The organism is Streptomyces longhuiensis (genome assembly GCF_020616555.1).
In the GTDB taxonomy this organism is placed as follows: Bacteria; Actinomycetota; Actinomycetes; order Streptomycetales; family Streptomycetaceae; genus Streptomyces; species Streptomyces longhuiensis.
Genome location: NZ_CP085173.1, coordinates 5,639,863 through 5,660,620, shown reverse-complemented (window position 1 = coordinate 5,660,620; position 20,758 = coordinate 5,639,863). Strand labels below are relative to the sequence as shown.

Genomic DNA, 20,758 nt, shown 5'->3' with positions numbered 1-20,758 from the left:
GGGTCTGACCTCGCCGTTTCCTGAGGGACTAGCGCGTTGCCCCACGCTGGCCCCACTGGGGCGCGTCCGGCGCATCGCGGTTCGGCACGCCTGGCACGACTTCGTGGCCGAATCCCCGAGTGCGCCCCGCTCGGGGGCGGCTGCTGGGTTGCGGTACTTCACTGCTGTACGCCTGCCGCTGGACTCGGCTCCGCGTGCGAGCAGGCTTCCTCGCCTCGGATGGACAGAGCGTTGAAACGGGCCTCGGGCGTCGGTCGCCGCTGCGGCGAGGGATGCGCCGGGGCCCGTTTCCGATGTTCGTCGATCAGGTCGGAGGCGTGTTCGGAGGCGTGTGGGGGGTCAGAAGCAGCCGGGTCCGGTGGAAGGGCTGAAGCAGGCGTTGCGGCCGGGGCCGCCGTCGTTGGTGTTGGTGCCGGTGCCGCCGAAGAGGGCGTCGTTGCCGGGACCGCCGAGGAGGGCGTCGTTGCCGTTGTTGCCGTTCAGGTTGTCGTTGCCGTTGCCGCCTTCGATGCGGTCGTTGCCGTCGCCGCCGGACAGCACGTCGTTGCCGTCGCCGCCGCAGATGATGTCGTTGCCGCCGCGGCCGTCGACCACGTCGTTGCCGCCGAGAGCGAAGATCACGTCATTGCCGGGAGTGCCGACCAGGACGTTGTTGCCGTTGGTACCGGTGATGGTGGGCGTGGCGGTCGCGCAGGTGGGCGGCGCCGGCTCGTAAGTGATGGTCACCTGGGCCGGCCCCGCGGCGGGACCGGAGGTACCGCCCGTGGGGACGAGGTTCGACCCACCACCACCGCCACCGGGGCCGGCCGCCGGAGGGGAGTTCCGGATCTGGTTGCAGCCCCCGCCTCCGCCTCCACCGAACCAGCCGCCCCCGCCTCCGCCGGCCCCGAAGCTGCCTCCCCCGGTGCCACCTGCACCGCCTGTTCCCGGAGCGCCGGACGTACCGGAGAAGGCGCATGCGGCTCCGGCCGTGCCGCCGGCGGTCTGGGTTCCGCCGCCGCCGCCCTTGCCACTGTCCGTTCTGTCGCCGCCGGCCCCCCCGGTGTTTCCGGCGTTTCCGCCGGTGGCCGACGGGTTGGGGAATCCGGAGACGCTGCTTGCGCCGCCTCCTCCTCCGCCCGCGACGATGAGGCGGGGGTCGGTGCCGGGGACGCCGGTCAGGGTGCAGCCGGGGTTGGCCGAGCTGCAGGTGCGGACGTCGCTGGCACCGCCGCCGGCGCCGCCCGTGGTCACCGGTCCGCCGCCGGCGCCCCCGCCCGTGCCGACGTTGACATAGAGGGTGGTGGTGCTCGGCGGCACGGCGACGGTGCCGGTGACGGTGGCGCCGTTGCCGCCCGCGCTGCCGTTGGACCCGTTCTGGCCCGCGGCGCCGGTGGCGGTGACGGTCAGTTGGGTGACGCCGGACGGGACGGTGAAGGGCTGGTCGGCGCCCGCGTTGAAGGTGACCGTCACGGGCGCCGCCTCGGCGGGGGTGGCCGTGTGCACCACCAGTGCTGCTGGCAGTGCCACCGTGGCGAGCAGGACGGCAGCACGCTTGGCCGGGCGCCGCCGCTCACCCGCGGCTCCCGCGCCACGTCGATGGAACATGGCGTGTTGCAGGGTCGGTCTCACGATGGGGACTCCTCGACAAAGAGCGCGGCACTCAGTGCGTGCCACGGACGTCGGTTGGTGTTCGGGCCCCTGCCGGGACCGCCCGACGATCAAGCCACACGCACCCTGTGCGGCCGTACAGACACACCGTCATACCGCCCGCGATCCACCGACCAGACGCTGCCGACCCCCGAACTCGGTCCTGTGATCCGTCGTCAAGTGGACCGACGCCCTGCCAGGTCACCCCGCCCCACCAGAGGAACAGGGATCCCTCCGCTGCTGATCACCTGATGCGCCGGACATGCCCACGAGATCCCGTCCACGCACCGTCCAGGCGCTCTGAGACGGAGCGTTCGAGACCGAGAGAGAGCGAGACAGTCCCACCCCGGCGTGAGGGCAAAAGAAAAGGTCCCCGACCTGCTGAAACAGCAGGTCGGGGACCTTTTACCTTCCAGTGGCGGCGCCAGGATTCGAACCTGGGAAGGCTGAGCCGGCAGATTTACAGCGGACCGATGTCGCCATCTCGCGGGGCCAGCCTCGATGTCCACTCCTCGGTTGTGAACCGGGGCGTCTCGAAATACGCCGAGAGGACAAGGCCACCATCCGCCCGCGCTCCACGGCCTGGCTCATCCGCAGCACAGCGTTGTCCCCAGCACCCCAGTGCCACAGATCCAGCTCGACGTCATACCCGGCATCCTGCAAGTGCCAGGCCACCCACTCCGCCCACGCCCGGTCCGCGCCCGCATACGAAACGAACAACCGCTCACCGCGACCCATGTCCCCGTTGCGCACCCGCCCACACCCACACTCGTCCCTCCATCAGCCTAGGACCACGCAGCCACCATCAACCCCCAACTCGCCTTGGAGGCACGGCATATGACCGATCGGGAAGAGCGCACGGGAACGCAGCTGCGCAACGGGCAGCGGCAGAGACTGCCGCCTCAAGGCGCGCCAGGTAGGCCTGTACCGAACGGCCCCGGTCCACAAGGCCGGGGTCGTCGTCGACGCCCTCACTCTCGGCAGAGACGCCCCGCCCAAGTTCCTCGGCAGACTTACTGCGGGCCGTCTCTCCACCTACTGACCAGGCGTTCCCTGTGCGCGTGCGTCGCTTGGGGGACGTCTGGGGGAATCCAGGCCCCCGGCGAGGAAAGCCAGCAGATTTACAGTCCCCACAGGCGAGTGGGTCTGAACTGGCCCTTTCCTGAGGGACTAGCGCATTGCTCCACGCCGGCCCCACTAGGACCCTGATTTCTCGACCGTGGAAGCGCCCACGACTCTCCGGAGCGGAGTTGTCCCGTCTCAAAGGATCTGGTTCGAACCCAGGGCTGTGAGCTGCGGCGACCGGATCGATGGAGATGGGCGGACGTTCGGGTTCTCAGCCGGTCTGGTCCGATGCGTGAGAACCCCGCTCGTCGTCTCCAAGGGCCTGGTCCGGGGCAGTGTCGAGCCGGTCGAGTTCCTCCCGGCGCCCGACGACCGCAGGGCCGCAGCCTGGTGGCAGACCACCGACGACCAGAGCAACGGCTTCCTCGGCGGTGTCCGCCTCCCCGACGATCTGGGAACGGGACGGCCCAACGACGAGGTAGCGCCCACCAGCAAGATGCATGACGAACGGAATATCCCAAGACCAGTCACCGGTGCACCTACTGAAGTGCAGGTCCTGATGGCTGCTTGAGGGATGGAGCTGCCGGAGAAGCGGCTCAGCATGCGCGGCTCGTACCAGCCTGATGTCCATGTCCTCGCGTTGAAGCAGCCGCTGCCACGCAGCCTCCACGACATCACCCTGGCCAGGCTCGGCGCCATCAGAAGCACTCGGCGCATCTATCGATCCCATGCACCCATTCTGCCGCCCGTGCGCCAACAGAGCTTTACCCGGACCAGTTCACCCGAGATGGCCTACGGATCGGTCCCGTTCACCGGAGACAGGGACCAGACGGTGACAACCCCGAGGCCGTCACGGTCTACACCATGTCAACAGGACTACAAGGACATCCCGTTCTACTTCTCGGTCGCCTGATCAGCGACGTCTTCCCTTCTGGTCATCTCCACTGACCAGACGTCGAGGGCACCCACGAGTAGACATCCGCGGCCCCAGCGCCGAATACGGCTGGCCATGCGGTCGAGATCATTTGTGGTGGGTCCCCGTTCCGCCCGCGCACGCCCCATAAGTCGCGGCCGCGGCCGCAGCCCTCGGCATGCCACCCCACACCCCAGTCCCATCCCGTCCGCCGTCGACCCACACGTCTGTGGAGCGGGCGTGGTTCATGGCGTCCAGGTGGAGCGCGCCACCGTACGAACGACCTGGACGCCATGGACCGCGTCTGCTCGGCTCTGCCTGGGCGACGGCGGACGGGATGGGAGCCCACAACGCTCATCACGAACCGGCCGGCACCCCCGCACGACGCCCCCGCCGGAGGCATGTCTTTGGCCCGCGGCTGACGCCTCTCTTCCGCCCGCATGCGCGCCCGCGCCGTGCGCGAGCCTTGATGAAGTAGAGAAAGTTCTATCGCGTCGGTGTCGGGCGCTTGCTGGTGTGGCTCCGGCAACTCCCGGCAGTGCCCGCCGTGTCTGCGGGACCGGTGCGCTCGACGAGGGCGCGCCCGGGTGCTGGTCGCTGATGCCGCTCGTAGGGCGGGGTCTCTAGGGGGCTGCTCCGGAGGTTCTTCATGCCCCATGCTGTTTGGAGCGGAGCTATCAGCTTCGGCCTGGTCACGACCCCGATCAAGGTCACCGCTGCGACCGAAGATCATTCGATCCGCTTCCACCAGTACCACCTGGACGACATGGCTCGGATCCGCACGCGGAAGTTCTGCGAGATCGAGGGGGCCGAGGTCCGCGCCGAGGAGATCGGCAAAGGCTACGAGGTCAGCAAAGACACGATCGTCGCCATCTCGGACGAGGACCTCGAGGGCCTGCCCCTGACCACGGCGAAGGCGATCGAGATCGTGGCGTTCGTGCCGTACAGCGAAATCGACCCCATCCGCATCGGCGAGGGCTACTACCTCGAGCCCGACGGCCAGGTGGCTGCCAAGCCGTACACGCTCCCGCGTCAGGCCCTGGAGCGGAACTCGAAGGCGGCCGTCGCACGGTTCGCGTGGCGCGGGCGGGAACGCCTCGGCCTGCTCCGCATCCGAGGCAACGCGATCGTCCTGCACTCAATGCGGTCGCCGGACGAAATCCGTTCCTCCGAGACGCTCGCCCCGCCGGCGATCGACGTCCCCGAAGAGGAGATCAAGCGCGCCCTAGCGCTCATGGACGTCATGGCGAGCGACGACATCCCCGAAGACGCGGCGGTCGACCGGTACACGGATGCGATCTCCGACCTGATCGTCGCCAAGCAGGGCGGCAAGGAGCCGCCCCACGCAGCCGAGCCGGAAGCCCCGGCCGGAGCCGTCGTCGACCTCATGGCTGCCCTCCAGGAGTCCGTGCAGAAAGCCAAGGAGAGCCGCGGCGAGGGCGAGCACGCGACCGTCCACGACATGCCGAAGAAGAAGGCCGCAGCCAAGAAGTCTGCCGCGAAGAAGACGGCGGCCAAGAAGGTCACCGGCAAGAAGGCGGCCGCGAAGAAGTCGAGCAAGCGCAGCGCCCTAGCTAGGGGCTTTCGTGTGGATCATCGTGCGGACTCGCCTGGCTGACCCGGTGCGGGTCAGCCAGGTCAGCGGGCTCAGCGCACGTCGACGCAGTCACCGGTGGCGGTGACCGGCGGCGTGGTGGAGGTGCCCTCGAACTTGTAGCGGTAGCAGCGGTCGGTGGTGGCGGTGCGGGTCTGCTTCTCGACGCCCGCCTGGCTGCCGGTGCCGGTGATGTGGCTGCTGGTGGTGGCGTACGAGCCGGTCAGCGAACGCTCCTGGAGGCGGACAGTCTGCTGGGTGTAGCCCGCGTACTTGTGTGTGTCCCAGTTGGCGCGCTCCAGCTTGCCGGTGATCGTGATCGTCTTGCCCTTGGCGACAGGCTCGGGGGCCGCGTTGTTGCTCAGCCGGGACCAGCGCTTGAGGTACCAGGTCATGGCGTTGTCGGTGTTCACGTCGGTGGCCGCGTCGGTGACCGCCCAGAGGGAGATCTTCCAGGCTCCGGCATCCTCGTTCGTCAGGTAGCTCTGGGGGTCGATCTTGAAGGTGGCCGTGCAGCTGTACGTGGCGTCGCCGGACTGAACGCAGGGGTCGGTGTCCGCCTCGAACTGCTCGGAGTTGAGGAACTGCTCCAGTCCGCTGTCACGGTCGGTGCCGCGCCAGAGCGACGCGTTGCTGCCGTAGAGCTTCGACCCGCCGCTGATCGTCCACTTCACGGTGATCGTCTGCGTGTTCGTCGTCCCGACGCGGGCGCTGTTGCCGCCGTCGACGGTGACGCCGGAGACGACAGTGGAGTCGGCAGCGCCCGCGGCCAGGGTCCTGGGCTTGGGCGCGGCGGCCTTCGCCGCCGACGCGTCGGCGGCCGCGGCCTTGCTCTGCTCCTGCGCCTCAGCCGCGCCGGTCCCGCCCGCCGTCGCGGACGGTGTGACGAGCAGGCCGACGGCGAGCCCGGAGGCGGCCAGTGCGCTGACGCCCAGGGTCACCTTCTTGCCGGTCGTCAACTTTTTGCGGGAGTGCTGGGGCATGAGGAGGCTCCGTTATCGGCTATCGACGGGCGGATGCAGGCCGCGGACGAGCGGACCCAAATCAGGCACGGCCACAGCGGCCGCACAGTCTTGATCGGCGATGAAGTGAAAGGGTTGTACGCGCGCGGCAGTTGAGGCGTGTGAGGTGCATCACCCGGCGGTGTCGTGCCGCACAGGGGTTGTGTCACGGGGCGTGGCGTCCTCGGTGCGATACGCGCCCCCGCCACCACGCGCGGGGAGGGGCAGGCCCCGCAGCGCAGTAGCACCGTGGTGGCGGGCGTCGCGGAGGCCATCGAGGCACTACGAGGGGTGCCGCACTGCTCCGCCGGGCCCTCTGACGGCCGTCCTGGCCCCTCCAAGTCTCTGCCCAGCAATGTTGCGGCGTGGCGGATGTTGCGGATTCCCCAGAAGGCTCAAGACGAGGAGACGCAACGATGGCTCGCTCCAAGATGCTCAAGCTCCCCGAAGTCCTCGAAGAGATCGACATGAGCCGCGCAGCCTTCTACCGCATGCGCGCCCGTGGCCAAGCCTCCCGCCTCTGCAAGCTGCCCAACGGCCAAGTCCGCGTCAGTCGCGCCGACTTGGATGCGTGGTGGGAAAGCTGCGAAGAACGCGCCGCCTGATAGGACCCGCCGTCTTGGGCTCGCCTCCCCCTGGAGGCGGGCCCCTTTGTCTGCCCGGAGAGCCATGCCCCTCACGTACGACGTCCGCATCTACAGCATCGAGACTCGCCGTGACCGCCCGAAGCCCTATCGCGTCCGCTGACTTGTCGGCACGCAGAAGCACTCCAAGAGCTACACGGTCAAAGCCCAAGCCGACGGGCGCCGTTCGGAGCTGATGACCTCGCTCCGCAGGGGCGAGCAGTTCGACGCGGAAACGGGTCTCCCTGCTTCAGAACTGCGCGCGCAGAACGGCTCCATGACTTGGTACGAGCACACGCGCGCGTACATCGATCGCAGATGGGACCGGCTCCCCGCCAAGTCCCGCCGCAACGACGCCGACGCCCTGGCAACCATCACGACCGCGCTCGTGAAGACCACCGCCGGACAACCGTCACCCCGCTTGCTGCGCACAGCCCTGTACGCGTGGGCGTACAACAAGAGTCGTTGGGATGAGGAGCACCCCGACGATGTCGCGGGCGCGCTGCGCCGGCTTGAGAAGAACTCGCTGCCCGTCGCCACCCTCGAAGACCCCGCCACGCTCCGCCGGGCACTCGACGCCCTGTCGACGCTGCTCAACGGCTCCCCTGCGGCCGGGCGCACAGCTCGCCGGAAGCGCGCGTGCCTCAGCGACGTCCTCGGACTCGCAGTCGAACGGCGGTACTTCAGCGTGCCGGTCAACCCGCTGTCCACCGTGAAGTGGTCGGCCCCGAAGTCTACGGAGGAGGTAGACCCCGCGAGCGTCGCCAACCCCCGTCAGATCCGGTCCCTACTGGAAGGCGTACGCAACCAGGGCGAGCGCGGCATCCACCTCGAACCCTTCTTCGGGTGCTTGTACTACGCCTCCATGCGGCCGGCCGAAGCCGGCGGCCTGACCGCCTCGCAGTGCCACCTACCGGAGAGCGGCGGGGGCAAGTTCACGCTGCGAGGCGGCATCGTCCACGTCGGCCGCGACTGGACCGACGACGGGCTGGCCCACCAGGACCGCCACCTGAAGGCGCGAGCAGCCCGAGACTCCCGCGTGGTGCCCATCCCGCCGCACTTCGTCGCAATGCTCCGGGAACACATCAAGCGCCACGGCACAGCGCCGGATGGTCGCCTGTTCCGCACAAGCCGGGGTGGCGTGCTTCAGGACACGGGATATGGCGAGGTCTGGGAGAGGGCCCGCGAGGCTGTACTGACGTCCGAGGAGGAGCAGTCGCCGCTCGCCCGTCGGCCTGACGACCTCCGGTGCGCCGGCGCCGCCTACTGGCTTTTCTCCGGCGTCGACCCCATGGAAGTCGCCCGCCGGGCCGGACACTCCGTGGCCGTGCTGCTCCGTGTCTACGCGAAGGTTCTGGCTCAGGCGCAGGACCGAGCGAATCGCCAGATCGAGGCTGGCCTGAGGGAATGGGACGGAGATGGTGCTTCCCCCGGGGGACGCCTGGGGGACACGCCCTGATCAGACCCGGGATGCGGGCGATGCAGGGGGAGACAAGCCACGCTTTTCGGGCTAATCGCGAAGATCGCCGTTCGAAAAAAAGAACCCCCTCCGAACTGCGTTTCCGCAGTTCGGAGGGGGTTCTCCACCATGTGGCGGCGCCAGGATTCGAACCTGGGAAGGCTGAGCCGGCAGATTTACAGTCTGCTCCCTTTGGCCGCTCGGGCACACCGCCATGGGTTTGCTGCTTCGGATCTCCGCTTCGGGGCGGTGCTCCGTGGCAACGACGTAAACGATACCTGATGGACGGGGGTGCTTCGCCACCCGATTGATCGGCACCCGGAGGCGGGGTGGTGGCTAGGCTTTGCGGATGCGGCCCGGGGACCGAGGGCCGTGGATGACGCATTCAGACGCAAGCCGTTTCACCACCCGATACAAGGAGCCACAGGACATGGCCGACTCCAGTTTCGACATCGTCTCGAAGGTCGAGCGGCAGGAGGTCGACAACGCCCTCAACCAGGCCGCCAAGGAGATCTCGCAGCGCTACGACTTCAAGAACGTCGGCGCCTCGATCTCGTGGTCCGGCGAGAAGATCCTGATGGAGGCGAACTCCGAGGACCGCGTCAACGCGATCCTCGACGTCTTCCAGACCAAGCTGGTCAAGCGCGGGATCTCGCTGAAGGCGCTGGACGCGGGAGAGCCGCAGCTCTCCGGCAAGGAGTACAAGATCTTCGCCTCCATCGAGGAGGGCATCTCTCAGGACAACGCCAAGAAGGTCGCCAAGATCATCCGCGACGAGGGCCCCAAGGGCGTCAAGGCGCAGGTCCAGGGCGAGGAGCTGCGGGTCAGCTCGAAGAGCCGCGACGACCTCCAGGCCGTGCAGGCGCTGCTGAAGGGCCAGGACTTCGACTTCGCGCTGCAGTTCGTGAACTACCGGTAGGGACTGCGGGTGACCGCAACTGTCACTGAAGCAGGGGCAATTGCCCTGACGTGATGGTCTGCCGCCGCTCCCGGTGCGAGGCTGGTGGGACTAGATTCCCGCTGCCCACAGGGCACTGGAGGTTGTTGTGGCGGCAGAACCCACGGTCGGCGCAGGTTCCACTCTCGAACTGGCGTTGCACGGGCCGGATCCGGGGCCCGAACTGGCCACCCTCCACGAGGCGCTGACGGCCGCGGGGGCCGCCAGTGTCGACCAGGTACGACTCACCGCACCCTCCTCCGACCAGCGGGTCGCCGAGCTGGTCCAGGTCTGCACGCTGCTCGTCGGCGGGGCGGTGGACGTGGTGTCGATCGTCGAGGCCGTACGCGGCTGGCTCGCCGGGCGCCGGGAGGCGGCGGCGCGGCAGCCGGTCCCGGCCGGCGCGGACGACGTGGTCCCGTCCGTCGTCATCACCCTCGGTGACCAGCGCCTCGAGATCACGTATCCGTCGGACCGCGCGCAGAGCGATGCCATCGCGCGCTTTCTGGACCTGCACCGGCAGGACGGGCGATGACCACCCTCGACGTACGCACCTCGGCGCACGGTCCGGGGCGCACCCAGTACGCGTACGGGCTGAAGTCCGGTGGCGGGTCCGTGGTGGGGCCGCTGGAGCAGGAACACGCCGTCGATGTCAGCCAGGACCTGGTCAAGGACCTGTGCAAGGACATCGACGAGGCGCTCAAGGACGCCCGTGACGACGATCCGACGCTGGGCAGAGTGCTCAGACAGAAGGGCAGACTCCTCTTCAACTCGCTTTTCCCGCGCGCCGGTTCGGGCGAGATGGTGCGCCAGCTGAGGGAGTCGACGGGATCGCTCCTGGTCAGCACGAACGAATCCCTGGTGCCGTGGGAGCTGCTGCACGACGGGGAGAGCTTCCTCGGCCTCGTGCACGAGCTCGGCCGGCGGTCCGTCGTCAGCAGACCGGTGGTGGGCGGGCGCGAGTGCACACAGGTGCGGCGGGCGCTGATCGTCGGGGACACCCTGGGGGATCTGCCGTCGGCCCGTGAGGAGACCGAGCGGATCAGTGCCTGGCTGAAGGGGCACGGCGTCGCGTGCACCGTCCTCATCGGGCGGGACGCGACCCTGGTCCGGGTGATCCAGGAGCTGGCCGAGGACGAGGAGCCGTACGACCTCTTCCACTACTCGGGGCATGTGTCCGGGGTCGCCGGGGCCGCCGGGCTCATGGTGCACAACCGGAAGCTGATCGACATGGACGCCCTCCAGCCGCTGGCCGGGCTCGGGGCGCCGCCCGTCGTCTTCATCAACGGCTGCGCGTCCGCCGACCCCACGCTCGAACCGGCCTCGCGGGCGCTCGCCGAGGCCTCGCTGACCATGAGCGCCTGCATGTCCTTCATGGTCATGGGGGCCAAGACCGTCGTGGGTACCCGGACGCCGGTCGGGGACGCGAGCGCGCTGCGCTTCGCCGAGGCCTTCTACGGCCAGCTCCAGGAGCAGATCACGGCCGGTGCCGCGATGCGGCAGGCGCGGGCCGATCTGGAGCAGCGGGCGGACTGGGCCTGGGCCTCGTTCGTGCTCTACGGGGATCCCGAGGTGCGGATCTCCACCGCGGCCGAGCCCGCCCCACCGCCGCCCACCGCGCCGGAGCGGCCCGATTTCACCCCCGAGGCCGCCGAACTCCTGCGTAAGACACGGGAGTTCGCCGCCGTGCGCGGCCTGGTCACCTCCGTCGATCTCCTGATGGCCCTGCTGGAGGACGAGGAGGTATGGGAACGGGCCGCCGCGCGGATCGGGTCCCAGCGCATGGATCTGCTGGCCAAGGTGCTGCGCGAGATCCAGGGGCAGACGCCCCCCGGGAGCGGCACCCAGGCCGGGTCGAGCCGCGCGTCGCTCACGGCGGTGAACGGGCACCGGCCGCGGATCGGGCTGTCCGGCACCGTGACCCGGGTCCTCGACGGGGCCGAGGCGCGGGCCCAGGAGGCCGGGCGGGACATCGGCGTCGACGACATCTCGCTGGCGTTCCTCGCGACGGGCGGCGGGAGCTGCGCCGAGCTGTTGCAGCTCATCGGGGTCGCACCCGAGCGGCTGCTGCTGCCGCACTCGGAGGCGCCGGCGCACGGCGACGACGAACGCGTGGACATCGGGTCGCTCGACCCGCGCGCGGCCGCCGCCGTGCAGTGCGCGCGGCTGCTCGCCTCGGTGCAGCGCAAGAAGATCAGCACGTACATGATGCTGCGCGCGTTCGGGATCGTCGGGAGCGAAGCGCTGCGCGGGGCGCTCGCCGCGCAGGGCGAGGACGGCGCGGCCGCGTTCCGGAAGCTGGCAGGGCTCGGGAACCCCAAGCCGAGGGAGTTCTCCTCGCGGACGTTGTCCAAGGTGCAGGAGGCCTGCCGGGGGGCGCAGGAGCCCGTCGACGAGCAGACGCTGCTGATAGCGATGCTCACCGACGAGGACTCCACGGCGCGGACGATGCTGCGGCGCCTGGGCGTGGCGCCGGAGCTGGTCATTCAGTCGTTGCAGGCTTCTTCTCCGGAGGCTCCTTCTCCGGAGGCTTCGGCGGCTTCGGATTCTGCGGATTCTGCGGATTCTGCGGGGGCGTCGAAGCCTGCGCGGGATCCGGACTCTCCGTGATCCGGGAGTCCAGGTGGGCCAGGCCCCTCAGCGCCGTCGCGTCGTTCGGGCGGCGGGTGAGGACCTGGTGCCAGTGGTCGCGGGCCTCCCCCGGGTCGTCCAGGAGGAGGCAGGCCAGCGCGAGGGCGCTGCGGGCCTCGGCGTCACCGGGGCACCAGTGGACGACGGCGGCGAAGTGGTCGCGCGCGGTGGCCGTGCGGCCCGACCTGGCCGCCTCAAGACCCGCGTTGAAGAGCTTCGCCGGGTGGGCCCTCAGACGCGCCCACGCGCGCAGCGGGGTCGCGCAGGACTGACAGGTCTCCGCCGTCGCGCTGTTGACGGCCCGGCAGCGCGGCAGGGGGCAGGCCAGCCGGCCCGGGTCCGGCGTCACCAGTTCCCCCCTGCGGACCGGTTCCCGGGGCTGTCGACCGGGATGCCGACGGCCTCGGCCCGTTCGGTGAGCAGGATCTGGGCCAACTGGCGCAGCCGTGCGACCAGCTTGCCCGCCTCCTGGCCCGCCTGCTCCGGGTTCGTGGCGAGGAGGGGCACGAGCTGCTCCAGCCTGTTCCGCACGTCGGTCAGGTCGCGTTCCTCCGAGGTTCTGCCGGTGGCCACGGCGACCCGGCTCAGCTCCTCCGCCTGCTGGAACCCGAAGCGCAGCAGGCCCTCGGCGCGCTCCTGCGGGGAGAGCTCCCCGCCCGAGGAGGAGCGCAGCAGGCCCCTCAGATAGGTGAAGTGGCCCTGGAGCTGGGCGATCGCCTCGCCGTACCTGCGCTGGTCACCGGCGGCGTGGGCGCGTTCACCCTCGGCGCGCTGGGCCTCGATCGCGCGGATCACCTCGGGGCCGTCGAACGGCTTGTCGCCCGCCGGTCCCGACTCGGAGAGATGGGCGTGCAGCCGCAGGCAGTCGTCGACCAGGGCGTCGAACTCCCGCTTGGGCGGCTGGAGTTCCTGGTCGGCCTCACCCAGGACGGCCACGATCTCCTCCAGCTCGCGGAACTCGTGCACCGCCGCCGCCACGTCGCCCCGGTCGCGGGCCTCCTCGAACGCGCGGCGGGCCTTGGTCCACTTGGCGCGGACCACGGTCTGCGGGCCCGTCGCGAGATAGCCGACGTTCTCCTCGAAGCGGTGGTAGAGCTCCTCGACCACCGACGCGTCGGGCATCGGCGGGTCCACCGGCACTTCGAGCAGGGCGTCGAAGGTGGTGTCCTCGCCGATCGAGCCGCGGACGGTGATGGACGCGTCCTCCTGCATGGCCACGTTCATCCGGATCGCCGTCCCCCGCGGCGTCGACGAGGGAACCACGACCTTGATCACCTGGATCGGTACGGCCTGCTGGAACAGCCGCAGCTCGACCTGCTCCCGGCCGGGGTGCCCGAAGTCGAAGTCGGCCTCGAAGGGCAGCTGCTGCATGGCCGGGATCAGTTCGCGGCGGCCGGTGCGCCCGTCGCCCAGGTCCACCTCCAGGAGGACCGACTTGGCCGTGATGGCCGCCCCTCCCCCGCCGCCGCCGGGCCGCGCGCTGTGGGCGAGCGCGCGGCCGGCCGTGGCGACCACGTCGCCCTCGGCGTCGTACACCTCGAAGGTGAGCAGGCTCTCCGCGTCCGGCTGCACCGGGACCTGGGTGAAGGCGAAGGCGCCCTCCTCGGAGAGGTCCGCCTCGTCCTCGAAGCCGGTGGTGGTGAGGTGGACACGGCCGCCGGAGAGGTCGAGGCCCTCGGCCAGCGCCTGGACCGTGCCCCCGACATGGGTGGCCGCGGAACCCGTGGCGGCGAAGCCGTGGAAGGAGACGCGTACGGTGCGGGCCTCGTCGTAGACGGCGAGGCCGCCGACGGCCGCGGCGCGCACCGCGGCGCCCAGCGCGACGGCCGTGTCGGCGTGCTCGACGACCGGCGCCTCGCAGGCCGCGCGGACCTGGCGGGCGGAGCCGGGCGCGGGGTTCGCGCAGAGTTCCTGCGTCACCATCTCCCTGACCAGCGGCATATGGGTCGAGCCGCCCGCCAGGATGATGTGGTCGACGTCCGCGAGCGTGATGCCGGCCCGCTCGCCTGCGCGGCGCAGGGCCTCGTCGCAGTAGGCGAAGGTCCGCTCGATCAACGGGCGGGCGATGTCGTCCAGTTCGGGCCGCTCCAGGAGCGCGTCGATGACGACCGGCCGCTTCTCCTGGTCGGTGAGGCGCCCGGTGTCGCGGAGCATGTAGTCGGGCTGGTCCGTGAGCGCCTTCTTCGCGCCCTCCGCGAGGATCTTCAGCTGACTGAAGCGGAGCCGGTCCTCGGGGTCGTTCTCGGGGTCGAGGTCGAGGGCGTAGCCGTCCGCCTGGAGCATCTTCTGGAGGTGCCGGGCGAAGGCCTCGTCGATGTCGTCGCCGCCCAGGCGGTTGTTGCCGCTGATGCCGAGCACCTCGAAGGTGCCCTCCGTGCAGCGCAGGACGCTGACGTCGAAGGTGCCGCCGCCGAGGTCGTACACGAGGAAGGTGCCGTTACGGGTGGTGGTGCGCCAGCAGTAGTGGCTGGCGGCGGCGGTCGGCTCGTGGAGCAGGCCGAGGACTTCGAGACCGGCCTGCTCGGCGGCCTTGCGGGTCGCGTCGATCTGCGGCTGGTCGAAGTAGGCCGGCACCGTCACCACGGCCCGGTCGACGATCCAGCGGACGTCCGGGCTGTCGAACGCCGCCACGTCCGTCTCGATCCGGCGCTTCATCTCGGCCAGGATCGCGGCCGAGACCTGCGCCGGGGTGTACTCCTCGCCGGCCAGGTCGACGGTCGTACGGCTGCCCATCAGGCGTTTCACCGAGGTGACCGGCTCCGGGGTGCTGCCCTTGCGGGCGAACGCCTTCCGGCCCACGACCAGTTCACCGCCGGCCGGGCTGCGCCAGACGCAGCTGGGTGTCGTGTACGACTTCGAGACCGGATCGCGGTGGATCACGATGTCGCTGTCGGAGGGGTTCATCACGGCTACGGCGCTGTTGGTCGTGCCGAGGTCGATGCCTACGGCCTTGCTGACGATCTGCTGGCTCATGTGGGGTGACCGCTCCTTCTTGGCCTGCTCGTTCAGGTGTCCGTGGGTGCAGGTGTCTGTCCCGGCGGCGGCATCTCGGCGTCGGGCTCGGGCTTCACCGGCTTCACCCGGGGATCCGGCTCGGGGGGTGCCTCGGGCTCGGGCTTCGGCTCGGGCTTGGAGGCGGGGGCGGGGGCCGGGGCGGGGGCGGGGGCGCCCATGACGACCTGGGCGAAGCGCACCACGGCGCCGTCGTGGAAGACCGCGTACTCGTTCGTCTCGGCCACGACCTCGGCGTCGAACTCCGGGCTCTGCAGCCAGTGCACGGGGTCCGCCCAGTCCAGGACCTCGTCGGCGGTCAGGCCCTTCGGGTCGCGCACCTCCACGCCGGCGCCGCGCAGCACGTCGAGCATCCGGTCCTTCACGTTCTTCAGCTCACGGTGCCGGAGCTTCTCGTCCACGGCCTCGCGCGGATCCCCCGCCCTGTTGACCTGCTGCTCCAGCGTGCCGATGAGCATGGCCAGTTCGAAGAGCGTGGCGTGCACGCGCGTCGCGGCCGAGGCGGAGGCGCCGCGGGCGGCGGCCAGCTCCTCGTGGCGGCGCTGCAGTACGCCGGCCAGCTCGGCCTCCGGTGCGGTGGTCGCGCCGTGGACCTCGGGGACGGGGCGCTCGGCGAAGTTCTCCCACCCGGGCCGCACGGCGTCGGGCTCATCCGAAGAGGACATCGCGCACCTCCAGTTCCGGTTCCTCGTCCTGGGCACGGGCTGCCGCAGGAGCCGTACGCAGGGCGTCGTCCGCCCCCGCCACGGGCGCCGCCGCGAGGGCGCGGGCGGTGCGGCGCAGCGCCTCCGGCAGGTCGAAGTCCTCGGGCCGCAGGTTCTGGCCCCCGAGGTCGGCCGGGTAGGTGCGGTGAGTGCGGGCGAACGCGTCCCACCGGCGGTCGCGGTAGTCGGTGCCCGGCGGCTCGGTCACCTCGTACCGCAGCCGGGCCCTCGGGTTGCGGATCAGTTCCCGCATCGCCCAGTCGTAGAGGTCGCGGTCCTGGGCGGTGGACGCGGTCTGGATGCCTTCCTCGGCGCGTTCCACGATGTGCGCCTCGATGGCGTCGACGGGGAGTCCGAGTACGTGGAAGGGGTTGGGCCGACGGTTCGCCGACGGCAGTGTCGTCATGGGCGCAGCCTTCGCAGGAGGTCTTCGATACGGGTGATGTTGTCCCGGGTGGCGGCTTCCGGGGCGATCCGCTCCGCCCGCCGCAACAGGTCGACGGCCGCCCGCAGTTCACCCTCCACGGCGTTCGGGCCGATGCGGACGGAGCGTTCGAGGTTGCTGAGCGCGGCGTTGCTCATGGCCACCGCGCGGTTGTTCATCCCGGTCGCCACCGCGCGCAGCGCCTTGGCGGCCTCTTCGCGCATCTTGGGGTCGTCGCCGGCGGCCGCGACGCGTTCCGCGTCGCGCACCGAGCGCTCCGCCTCGTCGAGCCGCTCGGCCTCCAGCAGGACGTAGCCGTGGTTGATCAGGGTGCTGGTGCGGAGCCGGTCCAGGGTCTTCCCGGTCGCGTCGGTCCTCGGGACGCGGTCGAGTTCGGCGAGGGCCTTCGGGTAGCGGCGCGCCTTGATGTGTTCGAGGGCGGCGCTGAACAGGGCGTCCTGGCGGTACTGCTCCAGGAGTTGCGGCGCGTTGGTGTTGGCCGGGTTCCACTCCATGGCCAGTTCGAAGTACGCGATGGCCTTGCCGGTGTCCCGGTCGAGGAGGCCGCGGTCCACGTAGTGGGCGGCGAGCAGCTGGTTCTCGCGCAGGTGCGGGCGTCCCTTCACCGCGCCCTGGGCGAGCAGTTCCGCGTACCGCACGGCCTGGGTCACGACCGTGCGCATGTGGTCCCGGTCGCCCATCTGGTAAAGGCAGTTCTGCCACTCGTTGTGCCAGGCGACGACGGTGCACAGGACGTTCCTGGGTGCGAAGCCGTGGTCGACGGCGTTCGCCAGGCCGCTGATGCCCTCTTCGTAGTCCTTGTCGATGCCGTCCGGCAGGGCGCGGACCCGCTCGGGGTCGTCGACGCGCTTCTCGGCCGCGCGCACCAGGTCGGTGGACCAGTCGTCGAGCAGGGCGCCCGCGCGGTCCGAGACGGCGGCGAAGAGGTCCTCGTCGACGCCCGGCAGCACCCCGGCCAGGGGCCCCTCGGCCAGCAGGGTGCGGGTGACATGGGTGCCCTGGCGCAGGGCGGTCAGACAGTTCAGATGGAGGCGGGCCTGGTCCTCGCGGTGCTCGGCGAGGGCCCGCGCGCCGTGGCTGCGGTGCAGGGTCAGGAGTTCGTCGGTCAGGGAGGTGCGCAGATACTCGGCGTCGGCGCCGGTCGCCGCGTCGGCGCCGGGGCTTCCCGTGCCGTCGGCCCCCGAGCGGTCGGCGAACGCCTCCCAGAATCCCGGGTGGCACAGCAGCAGGACCCACAGGACGGTCGCGGTGACCAGGTCCTCGTCGGCGGCTCCCGTGCGGGTCAGCCGCGCTAGGGCCTCTTCGCGGTAGACCACGGCCATCGAGTGCAGTACGGGGATGTCGTTACGGGCGGCCCTGCGCGCGAAGAACCGCGTCAACTCCCTCTCTATGACGCCCGCTCGGTCCGCCCCGAGCGCCTGCCACACCGGGTGCTCGGCCATCGCGTCTTCCACGGCCGGGAGCCTGCCTGGGCGTTCCCAGGACGGGGCCGCGTCCGGGAAGAGGTGACTGAGGAGGGCGTCGGAGCGGTCGTTGCGCTCCAGGTCGGCGCGGTGCCGGTGGGCGGCGTGCTCCCCAGGGAGATGACCGGCGGCCCGGCCCAGGAGGTCCAGGGCCCGTGCGGGGTCACCGTCCGCCTTGGCGGCCACCGCACGGTGGCACAGGTACTTCCCGTACTCGGCGGCGGCCGTGTCCCCGTCGGCATCGGCGTTCAGGGCGTGCCGCCACAGCCTGTCGGCGAGTTCGTGCTCCCCGACGGCGGCGGCGCACCGGGCGAGGGTGACGGCGTCGAACGGTACGAGGCCGTCCGCTTCCGGCGAGTCCCCGGTGAGGCGGTCCGCCAGACGGCGTACGACCTCCCCCAGGGCCTGGGCGCGGCCGTCCCGCCGCCTGGCGCGGGCCACCCTGGCGCAGAGCGCGGGCAGGGTCGCGGCCACGTCGACCAGGCCGGTCAGGTCGTGATCGCGCAGGGCCAGGGTGAGCGCCTCGGCGGCCTTCGCGCGCTGGGCCGGGAGGTGTCCGGCCGCCTGGACGACGAGAAGCGGGGCGGGCAGGGCGGGGTCGCCACCGACGGACGGCAGCTCGGCGGGCGGCTTGCCTTCGAGGGCCTGGGCGAGAAAGGCGACGACCTGAGCGGCGGCGCGATGGGCCTCTTCGGTGCCGGTGCCGTCCGCGCCCCCCGCGCCCTGATCCTGGACGTCGCCCTCCGGGCCCTCGGCGCCACCATCCTGTACGTCGCCCTCCCCGCCCCCGTCGAGTGCGTCGCCCACAGCCCGCAGCAGCCGTACCGCATCCGCCCTGTCGCCGGCCTTGAGCGCGGCCGCCGCGAGGGGCAGGGCCAGCAGCGGGTCGCCCCTGACCTCGGCCGCGGCATCCGTATCCGCATCCGCGTTCGCGGTCGCGGTCGCGGTCGCGTCCGTGTCCTTGGCCGTCTCGTCGTGCGGCCCGGCCAGTGAGGCGGCACGACGGGCCTCGCGCGCCACCACCGGCAGCGGCCAGGCCTCCGCGAGCACACCGAGCGCCCCGGCCAACTCGCTCTGCACAGTGCGGTCTTCGCCCAGCAGACAGGCCCGTCCCAGGGCCATGGCGAGCACTTCCACAGCGCGGGCGTCGCCCACATCAGCGGCGGTCGGCCCATCGGCCTCCCCCGCCCACCCCACCAGCGCCTCCACCAGTACGGGCTCCGCCCCGCGCGGCTCCACCAGCAGCTGTCCGAGCCCGAGCAGCCAGGCCGTACGGGGGTGATGCCGCACGATGCGCCACGGTGCGGCGCCCGTACCGTCGGCGGGGCGTGCCGCGCGTTCGGCGAGGAGGCGGGCCGCACGGGCGAGGCGTCCGGCGTCGGCGGGAACGGCCGGGAGGGCGCCTGGCCCGGTGACCTGCGCGTCGATGAGCCGCGCCGCCGCCCACCCGGCGCGCTGCACGGCCCGGTCGGTCTCCCCGCCGGCCCACAGCGCCGTGGCCTCGCGCAGCGCCAGTACGCCGCTTTCGTAGCGGGCCCGGGGCGTGGGCAGGCGGTCGAGGCGCCGCCCGGCGTCGGCCGCGCGACCGAGGGCCAGTTCGGCGCGGGCGCGGACGAGTTCGGCCTTGGGACCGCGCACGCCGTCGAGCAGGTCCGCCGCCCGGTCGGGGTGTCCGGCGTTCAGTTCGGTCACGGCGAGGACGAGGGTGGCGCGGTCGTGGCCCTGGCCGCGGGCCTGTTCGAGCAGGGAGTGGGCCCGGTCGCGGTCTTCCGGGAGGGCCGACAGGCCGCGCCACAACAGCTGTTCCGGCAGGGGCAGGCGGCCGAAGAGGGAGAGGGCGGTGAGGTGGGCGACCGCGTTCCGGCGGCCGCCGGCGACCTCGACGCCGAGGAGGGTGCGCAGGGCCTCCAGGAGTTCCGGGACGGTGGCACCCTCGGCGCCGAGCGGGTCCCAGGCCAGGTCGACTCCGGGTTCCTGTCCCCCGGCGAGCCTCAGCCGGGCCGTGACGACCGCGGTGAAGGCGTGTGCCGCGCCCTTCATGACCGTACGTTCCTCGTCGGTGGCGCGGTGGCCTGGATCGGCGTCCGCCAGCAGGCAGCCGAGCGGCCAGGCGCGCGCGTCGCCGACGGCGAGCAGCGCGCGGCAGCGGCGTCCCGCCGCCTCGTGTTCGCCGCACAGCAGCTGGGCCCAGGCCGCGTGATAGCCGAGGTCGGTCCGGTCCGGGAACTCGTCGGCGACCACGACGAGGTTCTTGGCGGCCAGGTCGGCGTGGCCTTCGAGGAGCTGGGCACGCCCCTGGGCGTAGCGGCCCCAGGGACGGCTGTCGCCGCCGTCGCCGATCGTGGCGAGCCGTACGGCCGTCAGCGGGGCCGGGGTGGCGGGGCCCGGGGGTCCGTCGCGGCCGGGGTCCAGTTCGAGCCACTCCAGCATCCGGCACAGGTCGGTCAGTTCGGCGCCGCGCGGCGTGAGGGCGGCTTCCCGTCCGCGTACGGCGGTGAGGGCCTCGGCGTACGCGCCGCTGTGCAGGCGGGCGGCGACGAGACCGCGCAGGGCCTCGCCGTCGGTGGGGTCGGCGGTGCAGGCGCGGGTGAAGTGGTCGGCCGCGTCGGCCGTTGCGCGGTGCAGCAGCAGGGCGCCGAGGCCGAGCGTCCGGTCGAGGCCGGCGAGGCGCAGGCCCGCCGCGGACACTTGCGTGGCGAACGCGTAGGCCCGCTCCACGCGGCCCGTCTCGTCGGCGAACCCGGCTCCGAGAAGGCGCCCCGTCATCTGGCGCACTTCGGGCGGCACGGTCGCGTACCGCCTGAAGATGTCCACGTAGACGGCCAGTTGGTCGTCCTGGTCGGCGCCGAGCCTGGCCAGGGCGGTGGCGGCGATGGAGCGGGACTCCTCGTGGACGAACGCGCTGCGGTAGAGCCGCGTGTACAGGGACACCGCGAAGTCCCGGTCACCTGCGTCGGACCGGGCCACGGCGGCGTCGGCGAGCGGGACCCAGCTCTGGTGGAGTCCGATGCGCCCCTCGGCCGCCATGCGCTCGCCGACCTGGGCGAGCCGGTCGAGGTCGGCGGCCTCGACGAGGGGCAGGAAGCGGGGGCCGAGGAAGGACTGCTGGAAGGAGGGCCACAGGTCAGCGGTGCGGTCCTGGTACTCCTCGATGCCCGTGAGAACCACGCGCAGGCTCACGAGGCCGGCGCGCGGATCGGCGTCGGCGAGCGCGCTCGCCCAGGCGTTCTCCAGCCGGCCGCGCCGGGACAGACCTTTCCTCAGGGACCGCTGGGGCTCCAC

The 20,758-nt window shown here is 71.4% G+C and carries 13 protein-coding genes, 1 tRNA gene and 1 pseudogene; 6 read left to right on the top strand and 9 right to left on the bottom strand.

Features of this window, described 5'->3' with window-relative positions:
• Positions 1-339: 339 nt before the first annotated feature.
• From LGI35_RS46175 to LGI35_RS26180, 3 genes are all read right to left on the bottom strand, one after another.
• Positions 340-1,611 (bottom strand): calcium-binding protein, encoded by a 1,272-nt coding sequence (locus tag LGI35_RS46175; protein ID WP_264484687.1) that lies wholly within the window; start codon positions 1,609-1,611, stop codon positions 340-342.
• A 423-nt stretch (positions 1,612-2,034) separates the two neighbouring features.
• Positions 2,035-2,367, bottom strand: coding sequence for a toll/interleukin-1 receptor domain-containing protein (locus LGI35_RS46630; protein ID WP_227300510.1), 333 nt, complete (start codon positions 2,365-2,367; stop codon positions 2,035-2,037).
• 598 nt (positions 2,368-2,965) lie between these two features.
• Entirely contained in the window at positions 2,966-3,325 is a 360-nt protein-coding gene (locus LGI35_RS26180; RefSeq protein ID WP_264484729.1) for a DUF6193 family natural product biosynthesis protein, read from the bottom strand.
• 931 nt (positions 3,326-4,256) lie between these two features.
• Between LGI35_RS26180 and ku the strand changes: the two genes are divergently transcribed.
• The gene (gene ku, locus LGI35_RS26175) at positions 4,257-5,225 is read left to right on the top strand and encodes a non-homologous end joining protein Ku (RefSeq protein WP_227296757.1); all 969 of its coding nucleotides are present in this window, start codon (positions 4,257-4,259) and stop codon (positions 5,223-5,225) included.
• A gap of 29 nt (positions 5,226-5,254) precedes the next feature.
• On the opposite strand, the gene LGI35_RS26170 is transcribed toward ku, so the two are convergent.
• Positions 5,255-6,184, bottom strand: coding sequence for a calcium-binding protein (locus LGI35_RS26170; protein ID WP_227296756.1), 930 nt, complete (start codon positions 6,182-6,184; stop codon positions 5,255-5,257).
• Between the two features lie 434 nt (positions 6,185-6,618).
• Between LGI35_RS26170 and LGI35_RS26165 the strand changes: the two genes are divergently transcribed.
• Entirely contained in the window at positions 6,619-6,807 is a 189-nt protein-coding gene (locus LGI35_RS26165; protein ID WP_227296755.1) for a helix-turn-helix transcriptional regulator, read from the top strand.
• 64 nt (positions 6,808-6,871) lie between these two features.
• A pseudogene (locus LGI35_RS26160) lies at positions 6,872-8,284 on the top strand (tyrosine-type recombinase/integrase).
• A 132-nt stretch (positions 8,285-8,416) separates the two neighbouring features.
• On the opposite strand, the gene LGI35_RS26155 reads toward LGI35_RS26160, so the two are convergent.
• Positions 8,417-8,498, bottom strand: a tRNA-Tyr gene (locus tag LGI35_RS26155).
• 216 nt (positions 8,499-8,714) lie between these two features.
• On the opposite strand from LGI35_RS26155, the gene LGI35_RS26150 reads away from it, so the two are divergent.
• The 3 genes from LGI35_RS26150 to LGI35_RS26140 all read left to right on the top strand — a co-directional run bounded on the left by LGI35_RS26150 (position 8,715) and on the right by LGI35_RS26140 (position 11,831).
• On the top strand, positions 8,715-9,203 hold the full coding sequence (locus LGI35_RS26150; protein WP_116511131.1) for a YajQ family cyclic di-GMP-binding protein: 489 nt from the start codon (positions 8,715-8,717) through the stop codon (positions 9,201-9,203).
• A 127-nt stretch (positions 9,204-9,330) separates the two neighbouring features.
• A complete protein-coding gene (locus LGI35_RS26145; protein WP_227296754.1) occupies positions 9,331-9,756 on the top strand; it encodes a hypothetical protein in 426 nt (141 codons plus the stop codon).
• On the top strand, positions 9,753-11,831 hold the full coding sequence (locus LGI35_RS26140; protein ID WP_227296753.1) for a CHAT domain-containing protein: 2,079 nt from the start codon (positions 9,753-9,755) through the stop codon (positions 11,829-11,831). The genes LGI35_RS26145 and LGI35_RS26140 overlap by 4 nt, the downstream gene beginning before the upstream one ends.
• 366 nt (positions 11,832-12,197) lie before the next feature.
• Here the strand turns inward: LGI35_RS26140 and LGI35_RS26135 are convergent, their stop codons facing one another.
• From LGI35_RS26135 to LGI35_RS26120, 4 genes are read right to left on the bottom strand one after another with little or no spacing between them, the layout of a single operon-like run.
• Positions 12,198-14,825: an Hsp70 family protein gene (locus LGI35_RS26135; RefSeq protein ID WP_227296752.1), complete on the bottom strand. Its 2,628-nt coding sequence runs from the start codon at positions 14,823-14,825 to the stop codon at positions 12,198-12,200.
• Between the two features lie 32 nt (positions 14,826-14,857).
• Entirely contained in the window at positions 14,858-15,529 is a 672-nt protein-coding gene (locus LGI35_RS26130) for a hypothetical protein (RefSeq protein ID WP_227296751.1), read from the bottom strand.
• Complete coding sequence (locus LGI35_RS26125; RefSeq protein ID WP_227296750.1) at positions 15,513-15,974, bottom strand: hypothetical protein; 462 nt, start codon at positions 15,972-15,974, stop codon at positions 15,513-15,515. The genes LGI35_RS26130 and LGI35_RS26125 overlap by 17 nt, the downstream gene beginning before the upstream one ends.
• Entirely contained in the window at positions 15,971-20,758 is a 4,788-nt protein-coding gene (locus LGI35_RS26120; RefSeq protein ID WP_227296749.1) for a hypothetical protein, read from the bottom strand. Before LGI35_RS26120 ends, LGI35_RS26125 begins: the two co-directional genes overlap by 4 nt.